General features: G+C 75.8%; 15 protein-coding genes. 10 read left to right on the top strand and 5 right to left on the bottom strand.

The features are described 5' to 3' along the window. Positions 1 to 110 precede the first annotated feature (110 nt). The gene (locus tag ABD774_RS00320; protein WP_345036343.1) at positions 111 to 1235 is read left to right on the top strand and encodes a YihY/virulence factor BrkB family protein; all 1125 of its coding nucleotides are present in this window, start codon (positions 111 to 113) and stop codon (positions 1233 to 1235) included. A 60-nt stretch (positions 1236 to 1295) separates the two neighbouring features. On the opposite strand, the gene ABD774_RS00315 is transcribed toward ABD774_RS00320, so the two are convergent. Both ABD774_RS00315 and ABD774_RS00310 read right to left on the bottom strand, forming a co-directional pair. Then, on the bottom strand, positions 1296 to 2483 hold the full coding sequence (locus ABD774_RS00315) for a PQQ-dependent sugar dehydrogenase (RefSeq protein ID WP_345036340.1): 1188 nt from the start codon (positions 2481 to 2483) through the stop codon (positions 1296 to 1298). Between the two features lie 173 nt (positions 2484 to 2656). Next, the gene (locus ABD774_RS00310; protein ID WP_486327246.1) at positions 2657 to 4075 is read right to left on the bottom strand and encodes an aldehyde dehydrogenase family protein; all 1419 of its coding nucleotides are present in this window, start codon (positions 4073 to 4075) and stop codon (positions 2657 to 2659) included. Between the two features lie 179 nt (positions 4076 to 4254). On the opposite strand from ABD774_RS00310, the gene ABD774_RS00305 reads away from it, so the two are divergent. Genes ABD774_RS00305 through ABD774_RS00265 form a run of 9 tightly spaced genes read left to right on the top strand, consistent with a single transcriptional unit; the run spans position 4255 to position 15508 of the window. Next, entirely contained in the window at positions 4255 to 5949 is a 1695-nt protein-coding gene (locus tag ABD774_RS00305; RefSeq protein WP_345036336.1) for a carbamoyltransferase family protein, read from the top strand. Then, positions 5946 to 7832 carry an HAD-IIIA family hydrolase gene (locus tag ABD774_RS00300; RefSeq protein WP_345036333.1) on the top strand — a complete coding sequence of 629 codons (1887 nt, stop codon included), beginning with the start codon at positions 5946 to 5948 and terminating at the stop codon, positions 7830 to 7832. The genes ABD774_RS00305 and ABD774_RS00300 overlap by 4 nt, the downstream gene beginning before the upstream one ends. Beyond that, positions 7829 to 9046 carry a glycosyltransferase family 9 protein gene (locus ABD774_RS00295; protein WP_345036331.1) on the top strand — a complete coding sequence of 406 codons (1218 nt, stop codon included), beginning with the start codon at positions 7829 to 7831 and terminating at the stop codon, positions 9044 to 9046. The genes ABD774_RS00300 and ABD774_RS00295 overlap by 4 nt, the downstream gene beginning before the upstream one ends. Continuing rightward, positions 9043 to 10002 (top strand): glycosyltransferase family 4 protein, encoded by a 960-nt coding sequence (locus tag ABD774_RS00290; protein WP_345036329.1) that lies wholly within the window; start codon positions 9043 to 9045, stop codon positions 10000 to 10002. The genes ABD774_RS00295 and ABD774_RS00290 overlap by 4 nt, the downstream gene beginning before the upstream one ends. Continuing rightward, positions 9999 to 11240, top strand: coding sequence for a glycosyltransferase (locus ABD774_RS00285; RefSeq protein ID WP_345036327.1), 1242 nt, complete (start codon positions 9999 to 10001; stop codon positions 11238 to 11240). Before ABD774_RS00290 ends, ABD774_RS00285 begins: the two co-directional genes overlap by 4 nt. Further along, positions 11237 to 12001: a D-sedoheptulose-7-phosphate isomerase gene (locus ABD774_RS00280; protein WP_345036325.1), complete on the top strand. Its 765-nt coding sequence runs from the start codon at positions 11237 to 11239 to the stop codon at positions 11999 to 12001. The genes ABD774_RS00285 and ABD774_RS00280 overlap by 4 nt, the downstream gene beginning before the upstream one ends. Next, positions 11998 to 13635 carry a PfkB family carbohydrate kinase gene (locus tag ABD774_RS00275; protein WP_345036323.1) on the top strand — a complete coding sequence of 546 codons (1638 nt, stop codon included), beginning with the start codon at positions 11998 to 12000 and terminating at the stop codon, positions 13633 to 13635. Before ABD774_RS00280 ends, ABD774_RS00275 begins: the two co-directional genes overlap by 4 nt. Further along, positions 13632 to 14348, top strand: a complete 717-nt coding sequence (locus ABD774_RS00270; protein ID WP_345036321.1) for an SDR family oxidoreductase — start codon at positions 13632 to 13634, stop codon at positions 14346 to 14348. Before ABD774_RS00275 ends, ABD774_RS00270 begins: the two co-directional genes overlap by 4 nt. Continuing rightward, positions 14345 to 15508: a glycosyltransferase family 9 protein gene (locus ABD774_RS00265; protein WP_345036319.1), complete on the top strand. Its 1164-nt coding sequence runs from the start codon at positions 14345 to 14347 to the stop codon at positions 15506 to 15508. Before ABD774_RS00270 ends, ABD774_RS00265 begins: the two co-directional genes overlap by 4 nt. Before the next feature lie 14 nt (positions 15509 to 15522). Here the strand turns inward: ABD774_RS00265 and ABD774_RS00260 are convergent, their stop codons facing one another. From ABD774_RS00260 to ABD774_RS00250, 3 genes are all read right to left on the bottom strand, one after another. Continuing rightward, a complete protein-coding gene (locus ABD774_RS00260) occupies positions 15523 to 17589 on the bottom strand; it encodes an HNH endonuclease (protein ID WP_345036317.1) in 2067 nt (688 codons plus the stop codon). Between the two features lie 116 nt (positions 17590 to 17705). After that, positions 17706 to 18692 (bottom strand): UDP-glucuronic acid decarboxylase family protein, encoded by a 987-nt coding sequence (locus ABD774_RS00255; RefSeq protein ID WP_345036315.1) that lies wholly within the window; start codon positions 18690 to 18692, stop codon positions 17706 to 17708. Then, positions 18689 to 19609, bottom strand: a complete 921-nt coding sequence (locus tag ABD774_RS00250; RefSeq protein ID WP_345036313.1) for a glycosyltransferase family 2 protein — start codon at positions 19607 to 19609, stop codon at positions 18689 to 18691. Before ABD774_RS00250 ends, ABD774_RS00255 begins: the two co-directional genes overlap by 4 nt. Positions 19610 to 19613 lie beyond the last annotated feature (4 nt).

Raw genomic sequence — 19613 nt, 5'->3', positions numbered from 1 at the left:
GCTCACCGCAAGCGGGACCGCTCCGGTTGCCGCTCACGACGGCTCACCGCACGCTTTCAGCAAGCAGGGCGCCCACGTCGGGTGCGACCGCCCACCGGAGGAGAACGTCGATGAGCAGCAAGAGCACCGTGGATGCCGACCACCCGGCCAAGCCGGACTCCCTCGGTGACATCCGCAAACCCTCCTGGGGCTACGTCCTGCGCAGGACCCTGCGGGAGTTCCTCGACGACCAGTGCACCGACCTCGCGGCGGCCCTGACCTACTACGCGATCCTCTCGCTCTTCCCCGCGCTGATCGCGCTCGCCTCGCTGCTCAGCCTGGTCGGACAGGGGCAGAGCACGCAGACGATCATCGACATGGCCTCGGAGTTCGTCCCCGAGGAGTCGATGGACCGACTCCGGCCCGCCATCGAGAACGTCACCACCGTGCCCGGCGCCGGCTGGGGTCTTTTCCTCGGTCTGCTGGTCGCCCTGTGGACGGCGTCGAACTACGTCAACGCCTTCTCACGGGCGATGAACCGCATGTACGAGGTGCCCGAGGGTCGGCCGATGTGGAAGCTCCGGCCGGTGATGTATCTGCTCACCCTCGCGATGCTCATCCTCGTGGCCATGGCCGCGGTGATCCTCGTGGTCTCCGGGCCGGTGGCCGAGGCGATCGGCGGGCTCATCGGGCTCGGCGACCAGGCGCTGCTGGTGTGGGGCATCGCCAAGTGGCCGGTCCTGCTGCTCATCGTGGTGGTCACGATCGCCCTGCTCTACTACGTGACCCCGAACGTGAAGATGCCCAAGTTCCGGTGGGTCAGCCCCGGTGCCCTCATCGCGATACTGGTGGCGGCCCTCGCCGCCCTCGCCCTCGGCCTGTACGTCAGCTCCGCCGGCGGGGAGAGCTACAGCGAGACCTACGGGGCGCTGGCCGGCGTCATCATCTTCCTGCTGCTGCTGTGGATCCTGAACCTTGCGCTGCTCTTCGGTGCCGAGTTCGACGCCGAGCTTGAGCGGGGCCGCGAGCTCCAGGCCGGCATCCCCGCCGAGGAGTCCGTGCAGCTGCCGCCGCGCGACACCAAGGCCAGCGACAAGAAGGCCAAGCAGGCCAAGGAGGACATCGAGAAGGGCCGGGCGCTGCGCGAGTCCCGCGGGCGCACACAGGACCTCGGTGAGACCTCCGCCGGGGCCGAAGACGGGTCCCCGAGGCGGGACCGCTCCAGCCGGCGCCGTCACGACGACGAGACCAGCTGACGTCAGCGGTCGAGAGGTCATTCCCTCACCGGCGAACTGCCACCTCGTCGCTCAACCCAGTCAACCGAGGGCGGCCGGGTCCACCACGACGATCCGGTCGTCCTCGGGCACCGGGTTCCCTCGGGACCGGTTCGACGTGAGCAGCCACAGGTTGCCGGCCGCGTCCGGCTCGACGGCCCGCAGCCGCCCGTACTCGCCCTCCAGGAGCCGGACCGGCTCACCCGTGCCGCCGTCGCCGGTCAGCGGCACCCGCCACAGCGACTCGCCGCGCAGCGCCGCCAGGTAGACCTGCCCGCCCGTGACGGCGAGGCCGCTGGGTGAGGCCTCGTCCGTGGACCACTGGCGGAGCGGGTCGACGAAGCCCGCGACGCCGCCCGCGCCCTCCACCTCGGGCCAGCCGTAGTTGCCGCCCGGCTCGATGAGGTTGAGCTCGTCGTAGGTGTTCTGCCCGAACTCGCTGGCGTACATCCGCCCGGCCGGGTCCCACCCGATGCCCTGGACGTTCCGGTGGCCGTAGGACCAGACCGGGGAGCCGTCGAACGGGTTTCCCGGTGCGGGCCGCCCGTCGGCGTCCACCCGGAGGATCTTCCCGCCGAGGGAGGCGACGTCCTGGGCGTTCGAGGGCTCGCCGGCGTCCCCGGTGGTGACGTAGAGGAACCCGTCGGGCCCGAACGCCAGTCGCCCGCCGTTGTGGTTGCCCGCCCGCCGGATGCCCTCCACGATCACGGCGTCAGGCTCGAGGCTGTCGCCCACCAGGCGCATGCGCAGCACCCGGTTGTCCGCGTCGGTGGTGGCGTAGACGAAGACGTGCCCGCTGCGCTCGACGTCCGGGGCGACGGCGATCCCGAGCAGCCCACCCTCGCCCCCGTGGCTGACGCCGGGCACGGTGCCCAGCTCCGTCACCGTGCCGTCCGGCGCGACCCGCAGCACGCGGCCGGTGTCGCGCTCGGTGACGAGAGCGTCGCCGTCGGGAAGGAAGTCCAGCCCCCACGGCGAGAGAAGGTCCGTGACGAGGACACCGGGCTCCGCCGCGGCGGCCGGTGCGCCGCCGGCAGACGGGGTGCCCGGCGCGGAGCTGGGCTCGCCGGCGGCAGTCGGCGCCGACGGAGAGTCGCTCGCCGAGGAACCGGTCGCACCGCCTGTCGCACCGGGCACGACGGCGCTCGGCCGGCCATCGGCACCGGTGCCCGCGCACGACCCGAGCGCCAGTGCCAGGAAGACCGCCGGGACCACTCGCCACGAGCTCATGGGCCTCACCACCCTCGTGACCCATGATGACGCAGCGCGCCCGCGCGGCGGGCGCGGACCGTGAGGACGCCGCCCGGGGGGACGCCAACGTCAGGACGCCAATGTCAGGACGCCGCCGTCAGGGGCGCCGCGCGAGGTAGCCGCGTCAGGAAGCCGCCGTCATCGCCCCACTGTCAGTGCGCCGCCTCCAGGTGGACGGTCTTGAGCACCGTCATCGCCGCGAGCAGGTCGGGCCCGTACCCGGCGCCCGCGCCGCTGTCCTTCCGCGGGTCCGCCGAACCGCCGGGCGCCCCGCCGAACACCGCGTTCACCTTCACCGTTCCGACCTCCAGCTCCTCCGCCGCGCGCAGTGCGTGCGCGAGGTCGGGAGTGAGCACGGTGGCGGCGAGCCCGTACCGGCCGGCGTCCGCGAGCCGCAGCGCCTCGTCGAAGTCCGCCACGCGCGTCACCGCGGCGACGGGCCCGAAGGTCTCCTCCGTCATCACGGCCATGTCCGCGGTGCACCCGTCCAGCACGGTCGCGGGGTAGAAGCAGCCCGCGCCGTCGCGCCGGGAGCCGCCGGCGAGGGCCTCCGCGCCCGCGGCCAAAGCGGCCGAGACGTGCTCGTCCACCACCGCTAGCTGCACCTCGTCGACGAGCGGGCCGAGCTCCGTGGCCCGGTCGGCGGGGTCCCCCACGCGCATGGCCTCCGCGATACGCACCAGCTCGCCGAGCACGTCCTCGGCCACCGCCTCGTGCAGGTAGACGCGCTCGACCGACGTGCAGATCTGCCCGGTGTTGGTGAACGCGCCGAGCGCGATCTGCCCGGCCGCCCACGCGGGGTCGACACCGGCGTCGACGACGATCGGGTCCTTGCCGCCGTTCTCCAGCAGCACCCGCCCGCCCCGGGCGCCGACCCGCGCCGCGATCTCCCGCCCCACCGCCGTCGAGCCGACCTGCGCCACCAGGGCGACCCGGGGGTCCGCGACCAGCGCCGCTCCCGTGCCGCCGTCGCCGTTCACCACGTTGAGCACCCCCGCGGGGAGCGCCCCGGCGATCAGCCGCGCCAGCTCCCACCCCGGTGCGGCGCTGCGCTCGGACGGCTTGTGGACCACCGTGTTGCCGGTGATCAGGGCGGCGGCCAGCAGACCCGCCGCCGTGGGGAAGGGGTCGTTCCACGGCGTGACGACGGCGACCACCCCGTGCGGCTCGCGGCGCACCACGTCCAGGGTGGCGGGCGCTCCCGCCAGCGTGCGCCCGGTGGCACCCAGCCCGGTGGTGGCGGCCTCGTCGAGGAGGTCGGCGGCGACGACGGCGGACTCGCGGGCCTGGCCGATCAGCCGGCCGGTGGTCGCGGTGAGGAGCGAGCCGAGGTCGTCCGCGGCCGCACGCACGGCGGCGGCCGCCTCCCGCAGCGCGGCGGCCCGTTCGGCCGGCGGGGTCCGCCGCCACGCCCTGGCGGCCTCCGCCGCGGCGTCGACGGCGGAGGCGACCTCCGCGTCGGTGGCGGGCACCACCGTCCAGGCCGGCTCGCCGGTGGCCGGGTCGGCGCGGGTGAGCTCACGTTCTCCCGCCGCCGCGACCTCCTCCCCGCCGACGAGATGGGTCCCCAGGCGCCGCGGCGCGGCGAAGAGAGGCGGGGTCTGGACGGTCTGCGTGCTGCTCACGAGTCCTCCCGAGCACTTCGAAGTGCGAGAAGCGCTTCTCGCCTCCACAGTGGTCCACACGTTCCCCGGCAGCCGCCGGAGGACACCGCCCCGACTGTGCACGACGACGGGAAAGGCCGCCACTCATGCGCATCCTCGGTGTCAACGCCCTGTTCCACGATCCCTCCGCCGCGCTGGTGATCGACGGCCAGATCGTCGCCGCCGCGGAGGAGGAGCGGTTCTCCCGACGCAAGCACGGCAAGCGCCCCGTGCCCTTCGCGGCGTGGGAGCTGCCGGAGCTGTCGATGCGGTGGTGCCTGAAGGCGGCGGGGCTCGCCCCCCGGGACCTCGACGTCGTCGCCTACTCCTACGACCCGGCGCTCGCCCGGCCCGCCGACGAGCTCGGCCTGGTCGACCCGTGGGACGACCTGCGCCAGACCTACGCGCGGCGCGCCCCGCAGTTCCTCGCCGCGGCGCTGCCCGGCCTGGACCCGGAGAAGGTCCGCTTCGTCCCGCACCACGTCGCGCACGCGGCGTCGGGCGCGCTGGCCTCGCCCTTCGAGCGCAGCAGCGTCCTGGTCCTCGACGGGCGCGGCGAGCACGCCTCCCACCTCTCGGGCCGCTACACCGGCGGCTCGTTGGAGGTCCTCGCCACCCAGGACCTTCCCCACTCCCTCGGCCTGCTCTACGAGTCCCTCACCGAGCACCTCGGCTTCCTGCGCTCCTCCGACGAGTACAAGGTCATGGCGCTGGCCTCCTACGGCGAGCCGCGGTACCTCGAGGAGCTGCGCGAGACGATCCGGGCCACGGACGACGGCGGCTTCCAGGCGCCCATTCCCGACTGGTCGCGGTGGGCACCCGCCCGCGACCGGGACGCCCACCTTGACGAGCAGGCCTGGCGGGGCGTCCACGCCGACCTCGCCTGCTCCGTGCAGGCTCGCCTCGAGGAGGTCCTCGTGGACCTCGCGCGGTGGCTGCACGAGCGCACGGGCGACCGCGTCCTGACCATGGCCGGCGGCACCGCCCTGAACTGCGTGGCGAACTCACGGATCTGGCGCGAGACGCCGTTCGAGGAGGTGTGGGTCCAGCCCGCGGCGGGCGACGCCGGCACCGCCCTCGGCGCCGCGCTCCAGGCGGCGGCGGACCGCGGTGAGACCACCGCCCCGATGCCCTCGGCGGCGCTCGGACGGCAGTGGTCGGATGACGAGCTCGCATCCTGGCTGCGCGGGGCCGCCGTGCCGTTCACGACCCCGGACGACCTCGACGAGCAGGTGGCCGAGGTCCTGGCCCACAACGGCGTCGTCGCCTGGTTCGACGGCCGCAGCGAGTTCGGGCCGCGGGCGCTGGGGCAGCGCTCGCTCCTCGCCAACCCCGGGGTGGCGGCGAACCTGGAGCGGCTCAACGACGTCAAGGGACGCGAGCAGTTCCGTCCGGTCGCCCCCATGGTGCTCGCCGACCACGCCGCGGAGATCTTCTCCGGCGGGCCGGTCCCGAGCCCGTACATGCTGTTCGTCCACGACGTCGACCCGCTCTGGCGCGACCGGATCCCCGCCGTCGTCCACGTGGACGGCACCGCCCGCATCCAGACCGTCGACCCGGCCACCCAGCCACGGCTCGGCGCGATGATTCAGGCCTTCTACCGGCGCACCGGGCTTCCGGTGGTGGTCAACACCTCGCTCAACACCGCCGGCCGGCCCATGGTCGACGACCCGCGTGACGCCCTGGAGCTCTTCGGGTCCGCCCCGGTGGACGTCCTGGTGATGGGGCCCCACCTCGTGAGGCGGTCCATGCTCTTCGCCGGTGCGGACCGCGTCCACGAGGCGGCCGGGGTCGCCCTGTGACCGCCGCGCCCGGCTACGCCGTCGTGGTGCCCACGATCGGGCGGCCGTCGCTGCGGGTGCTGCTGGACTCCCTCGCCGCCCAGGCCCGTGATCCCGGGCACGTGGCGCCGGCCGAGGTGGTGCTGGTCGACGACCGGCCGCTCGACCCCACCACGCCGCTCGTGGCCGGACCGGAGGCCGCCGTGGCCCCCGAGGTCGCCGTCCCGCCGGGCCTCGACGTGCCCGCGCTGCCGTGGCCGGTGCGGATCATCCGCTCGGGCGGCCGGGGCCCCGCCGCCGCCCGCAACGCCGGCTGGCGCACGGCGTCCGCCGAGTGGGTGGCCTTCCTCGACGACGACGTCCTCCTCCCGCGTGAGTGGTCTCGCCGCCTCGGCGCCGACCTGGCGTCCGCCGGTGACGACGTCGGCGGGAACCAGGGCCGCATCCACGTGCCGCTGCCGGCGCACCGGCGCCCCACCGACTGGGAGCGCAACACCGCCGGCCTCGAGACCGCCCGGTGGGCGACGGCGGACATGGCCTACCGGCGCACGGCCCTCGCCGCCGTGGCCGGCTTCGACGAGCGGTTCCCCCGCGCCTACCGGGAGGACGCCGACCTCGCCCTGCGGGTGCGGCGCGCCGGCTGGCGCCTCGAGCACGGCTCGCGGTCGATCGTCCACCCCGCCCGCCCGGCCGACTGGGCGGTGAGCCTGCGCATGCAGGCCGGGGCACGGTCCGACGCCCTCATGCGCGCGCTGCACGGGCCCGCGTGGCGGCAGGAGGCCGAGACTGGGCGGGGGCGCTTCCGCTGGCACGTCGCCACGGTGGTGGCGGGGGTCGCAGCGGTCGCCGCAGTCGTCAGCGCCGCCACCGCCAACGCCACCGACGCCGCGGGTGCCAGCAACGCTGCGGGCGGCGCGTACGCCGCCCGCGCCGCGTACGTCGCCCGCGCCGCGGTGCGTCGACGGGCCAGCAGCGGCCGAGAAGTGCTTCTGGGACGAACAAGTGCTCCTGGGACGACTTCATCTGCGCAGCAGCACTTCTCGGCGCTGCGCCGGTCTACGCCCGCGCTCGTGGCGGGGACCGCGTGGGCGGCCCTGACCGCGGAGTTCGCCGGGCGGCGCATCGCCCCCGGGCCGCGCCCGGGCCAGGACGGGTGGGTGCGGGAGTGGGGCCGCATGGCGGCCACGAGCGCACTCATCCCCTGGCTGGCGGTGTGGCACCGGGGCCGTGGGACGCTGGACTACCGTGCCGGCGTCGCCGCCTGGCCGCCGCCGTTGCGCGCCGTGCTCTTCGACCGTGACGGCACCCTCGTCCACGACGTCCCCTACAACGGTGACCCCGACCGGGTGCGGGTCGTCGACGGCGCGCTCGACGCGCTGCGCCGCCTCCGCGCCGCCGGCCTGCGCACCGGGCTGGTCACCAACCAGTCCGGCGTCGCGCGTGGCCTGCTCACCGAGGACGATGTCGCCGCGGTCAACGAGCGCGTGCGGGCCGAGGTCGGCGGGCTGGACACCGTGCAGCACTGCCCCCACGGTCCCGGGGACGGCTGCGCCTGCCGCAAGCCCGGGCCGCTCCTGGTGCTGCGCGCGGCGGCCGCCCTCGGTGTGGCGCCGTACGAGTGCGCTGTCGTGGGGGACATCGGCGCCGACGTCGACGCCGCCCGCGCCGCCGGCGCCCGCGCGGTGCTGGTCCCGACTGCCCAGACCCGCGCGGAGGAGGTCGCCGCCGCCGACATCGTCGCGACCGACCTCGCCGAGGCCGCCGACGTGCTGCTCGCGATGGCGGACGGCGGCCCGGCAGGCGTGCCCGGGACCCCGGCCGGCACCCGTGACGGCGAGGCCACCGGGCGCGGCGGTGACGTCTCGCCGGAGCCGGTCCGGCCTCTGGCGGTGGTGCGGCCGTGACCCGCACCCTGGCCGTCCGGCTCGACAACGACGGCGACGTCCTGCTGGCCGGACCGGCGCTGCGCGCGCTGGCGGCCTCCGCCGACCACCTCGACCTGCTCGTCAGCCCGGCCGGCCGGGGCGCGGCGCGTCTGCTGCCCGGCGTCGACGGCGTGCTCGTGGCCGACGTCCCGTGGTCCGGCTACGTCCCGCCGCCCGCCGACCCGGCCCGGCTCCAGGCGTTGATCGCGCTGCTCGCGGAGCGCCGCTACGACCGGTGCGTCGTCCTCACCTCCTTTCATCAGAGCCCGCTGCCGATGGCGCTGATCGCGCGGATGGCCGGCGTGCCCTACGTCGCCGCGACGAGCGTCGACTACCCCGGCTCCCTGCTCGACGTGCGCCACCGGCGGCCAGAGGGGCTGCACGAGGTGGAGGCGGCCCTCGACCTCGTCCGGGCCACCGGCGCGGAGCTGCCGGCCGGCGACGACGGGCGCCTCGCCCTGCGCCGGCCTTTCCCGCCGGCCCCGGCCCTGGTTCCGGACCGGCCTTACGTCGTCGTCCACCCCGGCGCGTCCGTGCCCGCCCGGGCCATGAGCGCCGGGCACGCGCGCGCCGTCGTCGCGGCGCTGCGGGCGGACGGTTGGCCGGTGGTGGTCACCGGCGGGCCGGCCGAGCGCGAGCTCGCGGCCGTCGTCGCCGGCCCGACCGACGCCGGCCCCACCGACGCCGACCCGACCAGCATCGGGACCACCGAAGCCGACCCGACCAGCATCGGGACCACCGACGCCGGCCCGACCAGCATGGGGCCGACCGGCGCAGGCCCGACCGGCGGCAGGCGGGGCCGCGTCGTCGACCTCGCGGGACGCACCGACCTCGCCGAGCTCGCCGCGGTGCTCGACGGCGCCGCGTGCGTCGTCGTCGGCAACACCGGTCCGGCCCACCTCGCGGCTGCGGTCGGCACGCCGGTGGTCTCCCTGTTCTCCCCCGTGGTCCCGGCGGAGCGGTGGGCGCCCTACGGCGTGCCCAGCGTGGTGCTCGGCGACCAGCACGCGCCGTGCCGCGACACCCGCGCCCGGGAGTGCCCCGTCCCGGGCCACCCGTGCCTGGCCGGGGTCGCACCGGCCGACGTCGTCCGCGCGGTCCGCGCGCTCGTGGCCGCGCCTCCGCCGGACGGGGCACCGGCCTCGTCCCGGTCGGCCTCGCGACCCGGGACGCCCGCGGAGGTGGGCGCATGAGGATCCTGATCTGGCACGTCCACGGCTCCTGGCTCACCCCGTTCGTGCACGGCCCCGACGAGTACCTCATCCCGGTGCTGCCCGACCGTGGACCGGACGGGCTCGGCCGGGCGCGCACCTGGACCTGGCCCGCCGCGGCCCGCGAGCTCGGTCCGGACGAGCTGCGGGAGGAGGGCTGCGACGTCGTCGTCCTCCAGCGCCCCCACGAGATCTCGCTGCTCCAGGAGTGGACCGGCCTGCGGGCGGGAATCGACGTCCCGGTGGTCTACGTCGAGCACAACACCCCCGCCGGGCCGGCGCCGGCCACCCGGCACCCGCTGGCGGACCGCTCCGACATCCCGGTCGTGCACGTCACCGCCTTCAACGCCCTCATGTGGGACTGCGGGGCCGCGCCGACCACCGTCATCGACCACGGCCTCGTCGACCCCGGCTACCGGTACACCGGCACCGAGGAGCGGCTCGGGGTGGTGGTCAACGAGCCGGTGCGGCGCTGGCGGGTGGCCGGCACGGACGTGCTGCTGCGGATCGCCGACGAGCTGCCGGTCGCCGTGCACGGCATGGGCATGGCGGCGCTGGAGGAACGCGCCCCGCACCTGGCCGGGCACCTGCACGAGGACGTCCCGCAGGACCGGATGCACGACCTGCTCGCGCGGCACCGCGCCTACCTCCACCCCTACCGGTGGACGTCGCTCGGGCTGTCGCTGATCGAGGCCATGACCCTCGGGATGCCGGTGCTCGCGCTCGCCACCACCGCCGCCCCCGAGGCGGTGCCGGCCGACGCCGGGGTGGTCAGCTCCGACCCCGACGTCCTCGTGGCCACCGCCCGGCGGTGGCTGCACGACCCCGACGAGGCCCGGGAGTACGGCCGGGCCGCACGCGCGCACGCGCTCGACCGCTTCGGCCTGGACCGGTTCCTCGCCGACTGGCAGCAGCTGTTGAAGGAGGTAGATCGATGAGGATCGCCATGGTCTCCGAGCACGCGAGCCCGCTCGCCGTGCTCGGCGGGGTGGACGCCGGCGGGCAGAACGTCCACGTCGCCGCGCTCGCCACCGCCCTCGCCGAGGACGGGCACGAGGTCGAGGTGTACACCCGCCGCGACCGCGCCGACCTGCCCGAGCGGGTGCCGATGCACGAGCGGGTCACCGTCGTGCACGTCCCCGCGGGACCGCCGGAACCGCTGCCCAAGGACGAGCTCGCCCCGTTCATGCCCGCCTTCGGCCGGTGGCTCGCCCGCACCTGGACGCTGCGCGGGCGGCCCGACGTGGTCCACTCCCACTTCTGGATGTCGGGCCTGGCGGTGCTCGAGGCCGTCCGCACCGTCCCCGTGCCGGCCGTGCACACGTACCACGCCCTCGGCACCGTCAAGCGGCGCCACCAGGGTGCCGCCGACACCTCGCCCCCCACCCGGATCCGCGACGAGCGCCGCATCGGCCGCGCCGTCGACCTCGTCGTCGCCACCTGCCGCGACGAGGTCTCCGAGCTGCGGCGCCTCGGCGTGCCGGAGAGCAGCGTGCGGGTGGTCCCCTGCGGGGTCGACGTCGAGCGCTTCGCCCCCGGCGACGGCGACCCGCCCAGGGTGGGCGACCGGCACGGCCCCGCGGGGCCCCGGCGGCTCCCGCACCGGCTGCTTTCGGTGGGCCGGCTCGTCCCCCGCAAGGGCATCGCGACCGTCGTCGAGGCGCTCCCCGCGCTGCCCAGCACGGAGCTGGTGGTCGCGGGCGGTCCGGCCGCTGACGAGGTCGACGGAGATCCCGAGGTCCGGCGCCTGCGCACGCTGGCGGCGAGGCTGGGCGTCGCCGACCGGGTGCGGTTCCTCGGGTCGGTGGCCCGTGAGTCCATGCCGGCACTGATCCGCGACGCCGACGTCGTCGTCGCCACCCCCTGGTACGAGCCGTTCGGGATCGTCCCGCTCGAGGCCGCCGCGTGCGGCCGCCCGCTCGTCGGCTCCGCCGTCGGCGGGCTGCTCGACAGCGTGGCCGACGGCGAGACCGGGCTCCTCGTCCCGCCGCGCGATCCCGACGCCCTCGCCGGCGCGCTCGGCGAGCTGCTCCGCGACCCGGAAAGGCGCCGTCGCTTCGGCGTCGCCGCCCGGCGCCGCGCGCTGGACCGGTACTCCTGGGCCACGGTCGCGGCCGGGACGCTCGCCGCCTACGAGCCCGCCACGTACCCCGCGCTGAAGGAGGCAACCGCATGAGCGCCCTGAACGCTCTCGACTGGATCGAGGACCACGAGCGCGAGCTCCACGCCGCGCTGGCCGCCCTGCGGTGCGAGTCCGGCACCGTCGCCCGGTGGGGGCGGACCCTGGCGGAGCGCCTGCTCGACGGCGGCCGGCTTCTCGCCGCCGGGAACGGCGGCAGCGCCGCGGAGGCGCAGCACCTGACGTCGGAGCTGGTCGGCCGTTTCCTCGAGGAGCGCCGCCCGTTCTCCGCCATCTCGCTGTGCGCGGAGAGCTCCTCGGTCACGGCCATCGTCAACGACTACGGCGCCGACGAGATGTTCGCCCGCCAGGTCGAGGGGCACGGGCGCCCCGGGGACGTGCTGGTGCTCCTGTCCACGTCCGGGAAGAGCCCCAACGTGGTGCGCGCCGCCGAGCGCGGCCGCGAGATGGGGATGCACGTGTGGGCGATGACCGGGCGGGGGCCGAACCCGCTCGCCGAGCGCAGCGACGACGCCCTGTGCGTCGACGCGCCCTCCACCGCGGCCATCCAGGCCGTCCATCTGGTCGCGATCCACGCCCTGTGCGCCGTCCTGGACGTCGAGCTCGCGAACCTCGCCGCCGGCGCGGCCCTCGCCACCGGCGGGAACCTCACCCCCGGTGCGAACCTCTCCGACGGCCCGAACCTCGCCGGCGCGACTCTCGCCGCGCGCCCGGCCCCCGGGGCGCACGCCCTGCCGGGGGCGCCGCACGCCTCGCCCCTCGGCACCACCCGCGACCCGCTGCGGAGGAGCGCGTGAGCCGCGACGTGCCGCACGTCGTGGTGGTCGGCGACGTCGTCCTGGACCGCGACGTCGACGGCCGGGTCGAGCGGCTCAGCCCCGACGCCCCGGTGCCGGTCGTCGACGTCACCGGCACCCGCGAGAGCCCCGGCGGCGCCGGCCTGGCCGCGCTGCTGTGTGCAGCCGGCGGCGCCCGGGTCACCCTGGTCGCGCCCGTGGCCGACGACGGACCCGGTGAGCGCCTCGCCGCGCACCTGCGCGGCTCGCTGACCCTGGTGGCGCTGCCGCACGAGGGCGGGACCCGCACCAAGACGCGCGTGCGCAGCAGCGGCCAGTCGCTGGTGCGCGTGGACGACGGCGGGCCCGGTGCGCCCGGCGAGGTGCCGACGGCGGAGGTCGCGGCGGTGCTCGCCGCCGCCGACGCCGTGCTCGTCTCGGACTACGGCGCCGGGGTCACCCGCGATCCCGCGCTGCGCGCGCTGCTCACGGATGCCGCCCGGTCCACCCGGCTCGTCTGGGACCCGCATCCGCGCGGTGGGCCACCCGTCCCCGGCGCGGCGCTCGTGACGCCGAACGCGGCCGAGGCGGGCGCCGCCCTGGCGCGAGCCGGCGCGTCCGTCGCCGGCTCGTCCGGCCTCGGTGCGTCCGGCCTCGGTACGTCCGGCCTCGGTACGGACGATGCCGACGCGCCGCCGGACGTCGTCGCCGGCGATCTGGTCCGCCGCTGGCGCGCCGCGGCCGTGTGCGTGACGGCCGGCGCCGCGGGCGCCTACCTGGCGCGGTCCGGCACGGAGGCCGCGTTCTTTCCCGCCGTCGCGGCCGACGGCGACCCGTGCGGCGCGGGCGACCAGTTCGCCGCGAGCTGCGCCGTCGCCCTCGCCGGTGGGGCGCTGGTGCCGGAGGCGGTGGAGCGCGCCGTCGCCCACGCGTCCGCCTGGGTGGCGGCCGGCGGCGCCGAGGGGTTCCGCCAGCGCTCGGCCGCCGCGCGCACCGTCGCGGGCAACGGCAGGGGCGACCTGGGCCCTGACGAGCCCGGCCGTACCGAGCCCGGCGGCTCTCCCGCCCTCACCCACCTGGCCGGCACCGGCCACACCGTGCCCGGCCGTGCCGCAAGCTCACGTCCGGGCAAACCGGACGGTGACGAGCCCGGCCGGCTGTGGACGCAGGATCCCGGCTCGCTCGACCGGCTCACCGCCCGGCTCCGCGCCGACGGCGGGACCCTGGTGGCCACCGGCGGCTGCTTCGACATCGTGCACGCCGGCCACGTCGCCACGTTGCAGGCGGCCCGGCGGCTCGGCGACCACCTGGTCGTCGTCATGAACTCCGACGCCTCGGTCACCAGGCTGAAGGGGCCGGGCCGGCCGGTCGTGCCCGCGCCCGACCGTGCCCGTGTCCTGGCCGCGCTGGACTGCGTGGACGCCGTCGTCGTCTTCGACGAGGACGACCCCCGCGCGGTCCTCGACCGGCTGCGGCCGGACGTGTGGGCCAAGGGCGGCGACTACGGCGGCGCGCCGCTGCCGGAGTCGGAGGTCGTTCGCCGCCACGGTGGGCGGGTCGTTCTCCTGCCGTATCTCGGCGGGCGCTCCACCAGCTCGATCATCCAGCGCTCGGGCCTGGCCCGGGCGGCCGCATCCGGAAGGAGTCCTGCATGAGCACTGCCCCGCAGCAGTCCCGTACCCCCCGCGAGGTGGGCACCGTCTTCGTCACCGGCGGCGCCGGCGGTCTCGGGGCCGCCGTCGTCGAGGCCGTCCGTGAGGCCGGCGGCACCGCGGCCGTCCTCGACCGGGCCGCCCCGTCGGGCGACGTTCCGCACGTGACGGTCGACCTCGCCGAGTCCGGTGCCGCGGCCGAGGCGGTGGAGCGGCTCGTGCGAGAGGTGGGTCCGCCGTCGGCGGTGGTCACCGCGGCCGGGACGGACGCGTGCGGCCCGATCCTCGAGATCGAGCCCGCGGCGTGGGAGAAGGTGGTCCGGGTCAACCTCTTCGGCACGGTCGCGGTGGTGCGGGCCTGCCTGCCGCACCTCGAGAAGGTGCGGGGCACCGTGGTGACGGTCTCCTCCACGCTCGGGCTGCGCGGCGCGGACGCCGCGACGGCGTACTCGGCGTCGAAGTTCGCGATCCGCGGGTTCTCCCAGGCGCTGGCGGCGGAGTACGCCGGCCGGGTGGGGGTGACCTGCCTCGTGCCGGGCGGCATGCGCACCGCCTTCTTCGACGGGCGCGACGAGCGGTTCCGGCCCGCGCCGGACCAGGATCTCAACGACCCCGCCAACACCGCCTCCGCCGTGCTGACCGCGCTGCGGCAGCCGGTGGGCAGCGAGATCCGCGAGATGCTCGTCATGGCGTCCGGGGAGACCTCCTGGCCGTGAGCGGCGGCGGCACACGGGCGGACGACAGCGAACGCGCAGACGACAACGAACGCCCGGGCGGCAGCGAACGCGCGGACGGCAGCGAACGCCCGGGCGGCAGCGAACGCGCGGACGGCGGCGTGCACGTGCCGGGCTCCACCGGCGCCGCGCACGCGAAGCGCGTGGCCGGCGCACCGGGCGACGTCCTCGTGCTGCGGGCCTTGGGCCTCGGCGACGCCCTCACCGGGGTGCCGGCGCTGCGCGGGCTTCGCCGGGCGTTCCCGGGACGACGCCTGGTTCTCGCGGCACCGGCTGGGCCCGGCGCGTGGCTGCGGGAGCTTCGCGTCGTCGACGAGGTGCTGCCGACCTCCGGTCTGGGTGCACCGCTGCGCTGGGAGGGCCCGGGCGGCCACGTGGCCGTGAACCTCCACGGCCGCGGCCCGCAGAGCCACCGGCTGCTCTCTGCGACGGAGCCGGAGAGGCTCGTCGCGTTCGGGTGCCCCGAGATCGGGCATCCGGGGCCTCGCTGGGTGCGTGACGAGCACGAGGTCGACCGCTGGTGCCGGCTCGTGCGGACGGCGGGTGGGGAGTGCTCCGCCGAGGACCTGCGTCTGGCGCTGCCGGGCGGGACGGAGCGACGTGGGCGGGTCACCGATGGCGGCCGGGTGGCTGCTCGGGCGCCGGTCGTGGTGCACCCGGGAGCGGCTTCCGTGGCTCGCCGCTGGCCGGCCGAGCGCTGGACCGCCGTCTGCCGTGCGCTGGCCGTGATGGGCTACCCGGTGGTGCTCACCGGATCCGGTGACGAGATCGCCGTGTGCGAGCAGATCGCCCGGGCCGCCGGCGCAGGCGTGCATTCGGCGGCCGGCACTCTCGGCCTCGGCGACCTCGCCGAGACCGTGGGCATGGCCGGACTGCTCGTGTGCGGAGACACCGGGGTGGCACACCTCGCGACTGCCCTCGGCACACCGTCTGTCCTTCTGTTCGGCCCGACTCCGCCGATGTGGTGGGGACCGTCGATCGACCACCACCTGCACACAGTCATCTGGCACGGGACCGGCCCCGGTGATCCGCACGCCGCCACGGTCGATGCGGCGCTCGCCTCTATCGGCGTCGACGAGGTCCTCGAGGCGGCGCGTGGACTGCTCGAGGCGACGACGGCTCGTACAGCCACGTCCAGCTGAGCGGGCATCGCCCGTCAGAACGGTGGTTCGGCTGGCTGGTCGAGGAGCGAGACGTCCCACGGTGTCGGTGGAGCGCCCGACGGTGCGGCTAGCTGGCCGAGGAGAGGGGCGTCCCACGGTGCGGGTGGAGCGCCCGACGGTTCGGCTGGCTGGTCGAGGAGAGAGGCGTCCCACGGTGTCGGTGGAGCGCCCGACGGTGCGGATAGCTGGCCGAGGAGAGGGGCGTCCCACATTGCGGGTGGAGCGCCCGACAGTGCCGCTTGTGGCGACGGCGCGACACGGTCATCCGGCGGTGCCGTCGATCTGGCGAGGATGGCGGGATCCTCCGGTGCTGTGGATCTGGTCAGCGCATCAAGCAGGCCGGCCGGTGGCCGGCCGTTGCTGGCCGTGATCTTCTCGTGGACGGCGAGCAGCTCGGCGTGAGTAGGGGCGGGGGCGGGCATGCGATCATCGGCCCAGCCTGACTGGCCTGCCGCACCTCCCCCGGTTCCGGCGGTGCCGGCACCCGCCGGCACTTTCGGCCGTCTCCGGCGGGCGTCACGTCTTGTGGTGCCGATGAGGGTTCCCTCGGCCCGGTAGAAGGCGAACCCGTCGGCCAGAGGGACGATGCGGACGTGGTCGCGGTGGATGACGTGGTGGTGGTAGGTGCAGGCGGTGATGCCGTTGTCCACGGAGGTCGGCCCGCCGCGGGAGTACCAGGTGATGTGGTGGACCTCGGACCAGGAGGCGCGGATCCGGCAGCCGGGCCACTGGCAGTGCCTGTCCCGGGTGGTCACCGCGCGGCGTAGTTCCTTGGCGTAGGTGCGCTGGGTCAGCCCGACGTCGAGGACCTGGGAGTCGGCGTCCATGACGACCCGGGTCATCTCGCAGTCGCACATCAGCCGGATCAGCTCACCCAGCGGGACGAGCGTGCCGTCCTCCAGCTCGGCGGGCGCGACCGGCGGAAGGTCCGGCACCGCCGACGGGCCAGGAGCGGGACGGGCGCTCAGTGCGCAGCCGCCTCCCGACGGGTCACCGGCACCGGCACCGGTGCCTCTGGTGCGGCGGCCGTCGCCGACGTCGACGGCGGCGGTGGTGCGCGGGCGCCCGTCCGCGTCGAGGCCGAACGCGGCGCCGCTGCCGTGGGTGGCCTCGACCGCGGCGCCGGTCGCGTCCTCGACCGCCTGGCAGTGGCGGCGGGCGGCAGCCCACGTCTCCTCGTCGGTGATCAGGGCGATGTGGGGGCGGACCTGCGCGCCGTTGAGGTCCGACCCGGTCTGCAGGGTGCGCGAAGCCATCGTGACGAGGGCGTCAGCCAGGCGCTGGCCCCGGGTGCGATCGTCGTCGGCGGCCGGGGCGCCGGCGACCGCATCCAGGGCGGTTTCCACGATGGTGCCGGAGATCTCGTCCAGCACCCAGGTTCCGGTGCGCCCACCCCCGCTGCGGGCGGTGGTGACCGCCCGGCGTCGCCAGGTGGCCTCGAAAGATGCCTGCGCAGCGCGCGCGTCCACCGTGGCGGCGGCCTTCTTCGCCGCCTTGGCCAGCTCCGGGGCGGACAGGCCCTTGCCCTTCGCGGCCAGGTCGGCGGCCATCCCGCCGTCCAGGGCGGCCCGGACCTCCTCCGAGGCGCCGGCCCGCAACCGCGCCAGGGCCTTGGCGTGCTCCAGGGTCAGCTCTCCGGCGGCGACGCCGGCCTCGACCTCGGGCATCGCCTGCAGACCCTCAGCTACCTGCAGCTCGCCGAGCGCGGCCCCGCGCCCGGTCCCGGTGGTCCGGGCGCGCCAGTCGGCGTAGTCGCGGTCCCGGGCACTTCCCCACCGGCCGTCCTCGCGATGGGCCAGCAGGACCTTGCCCCTGTAGAGCGTCAGGTCCTGGATCACGGCGTCCAGCGCGGTGATCGCCCCTTCCCGCTCGGCATGCTCCCAACCGGTCGCGCCGGTCGGCGGGGCTCCGACCCGCAGGGCCTCGGCCGCATCACGCAGCCGGGTGAGCAGCGCGGCCGGACCCGCCGGCGCGGCCGGGTCCGCCGCCAGGATGGCCGCGGCGCTCGTCGTCGGCGCCGGCCCGTTGCCCGCCCGCCGCTCCGTCTGGATCGCGACCACGCCCGCTCACCCCCTCACCCACCACGCCGTGAACTGATGTTCGAAACACTAGGGCAGGGGTCTGACATCGCTCCCTTCACCGCCATCGCCGCTGGTCAGCACTGTGGACAGCGAGCTCAGGCGCTGGCGCTCAGGGCTTCCCGGAACCAGGCGACGGTCCGGCCCAGCCCTTCCTCCCACGTCACGGTGGGGTGCCAGCCGAGGACCTCGGCGGCGAGCGTGGTGTCCGGACGGCGTACCTCCGGGTCGTCCGTCGGCCGGCCGACGAACGTGATCTCCGAGCGGGAGCCGGTGGCGGCGCGGACGTCCTCGGCGATCTGGAGGACCGACCGCTCGTGGGGGTTGCCGATGTTCACCGGCCCGGCGTGCGCGCTGGCCGCCATGGCCAGCACACCGGCAACCAGGTCGTCGACATAGCACACGGACCTGGTCTGCGTGCCGTCACCGGCCACGGTGATCGGCTCGTCCGCGAGCGCCTGGCGGATGAACGTCGGGATCGCGCGCCCGTCGTCGGGCCGCATCCGCGGGCCGTAGGTGTTGAAGATCCGAACGATGCCGGTGTCCACGCCGTGCGTCGACCGGTAGGCGGTGACCAGCGCCTCGGCGTACCGCTTGGCCTCGTCGTAGACCCCGCGCGGGCCGATCGGGTTGACGTGGCCCCAGTAGTCCTCTGGCTGAGGGTGCACCTGCGGGTCGCCGTAGACCTCGGAGGTCGAGGCGAGCACGAACCGCGCGCTCTTGTCCCGGGCGACTCCCAGAGCGCGCTCGGTGCCGACCGACCCCACGCGGAGCGTCTCGATGGGCATCTCGAGGTAGTCCACCGGGGAGGCCGGGGAGGCGAAGTGCAGCACCAGGTCGACGTCGCCGCGAACGTGGGCGTTCTCGGTGACGTCGCAGTGCACCAGCTCGAACCCCGGCCGGCCCACCAGGTGGGCGACGTTGCCCGGCGTGCCGGTGAGGAAGTTGTCCAGGCAGACCACCGCCCACCCGTCGGCGAGCAGCGTCTCGCACAGATGGCTGCCGAGGAATCCCGCACCACCCGTGACCACGGCTCTCCGGTCCGGCGCGTGGTCCCGCCCGGACGCGCTCCGCACCGTTCTCATGCGCCACCTCCGTAGCCTCGTGCGCCCGCCGGGACGCGTTCTTCGGGCGGCCGGTCGTCCGGCCGGTCTGCCGTCACGGACAGCAGCTCGAGCTGGCTGAGCACGTCCGCCGGGGCCGGCCGCCTGGCCCGCAGCGCCGCGGGAAGCTCGCGCAACGCATCCAGTGCGCCCGACCGTTGCGCGGGTCCGGACCCCAGCGCACGCCGGAACCGGCCGACGGCGGCGTCCCGCGGCAGGCGCATGACGCCGGTGAGCACGGAGGCGCGGGTCATGGCGCGGACGCGCCGCGCCGGAGTGTGGCGCACGGGTGAGGGGTGGTGGTGCACGACGACGTCGTCGACGTAGCTCATCGCCCAGCCGCCGGCGGCGAGGTCGATCGCCAGACGCTCCTCCTCGCCGGGAAACCGCACCACCGGGTCGAAGCCGCCCGCGGCGAGGAAGGCCTCCCGCCGCACCATGGCCGCGCAGGCCACGAAGCCGAGGATCGGCACGCCGGGGACGCCCGGCGGGCGCGGGAGCGGCGATCGCGCCATCACCTCGCTGACGGGGTCGGTCCGGGCCTCGGGCCCGACGAGGATCCGCGCGTTCAGCAGGCCCAGGCCCGAGTGGTCGGCCAGGGTGGCGGCGCCTGCCGCGAGCGCCCCGGGCGCCCACCAGGAGTCGTCGTCGGCGAAGGCGACGAACGGGGTGCGCGCGCGACGCGCGCCGACCGTCCGGGCGTAGGCGCCGGCGTTTCGGCACAGCCGGACCACCTCGACGTGCGGGAACCGCTCACGGACGGCGACGGCGCTGCCGTCGGCCGAGGCGTTGTCCACGTAGATCACCGAGGCGCGGTGGCGGGCGAGCGAGGCGAGCAGCTCGTCGCGGCGGTTCTGGCTGACGACGACCACCGTGACCCGCGGATCCTCCGGACTCATGCCT

The sequence above is a fragment of the Georgenia daeguensis genome, from assembly GCF_039537705.1.
Classification (GTDB): domain Bacteria; phylum Actinomycetota; class Actinomycetes; order Actinomycetales; family Actinomycetaceae; genus Georgenia; species Georgenia daeguensis.
This window is presented reverse-complemented; position numbering and strand designations above follow the sequence as displayed.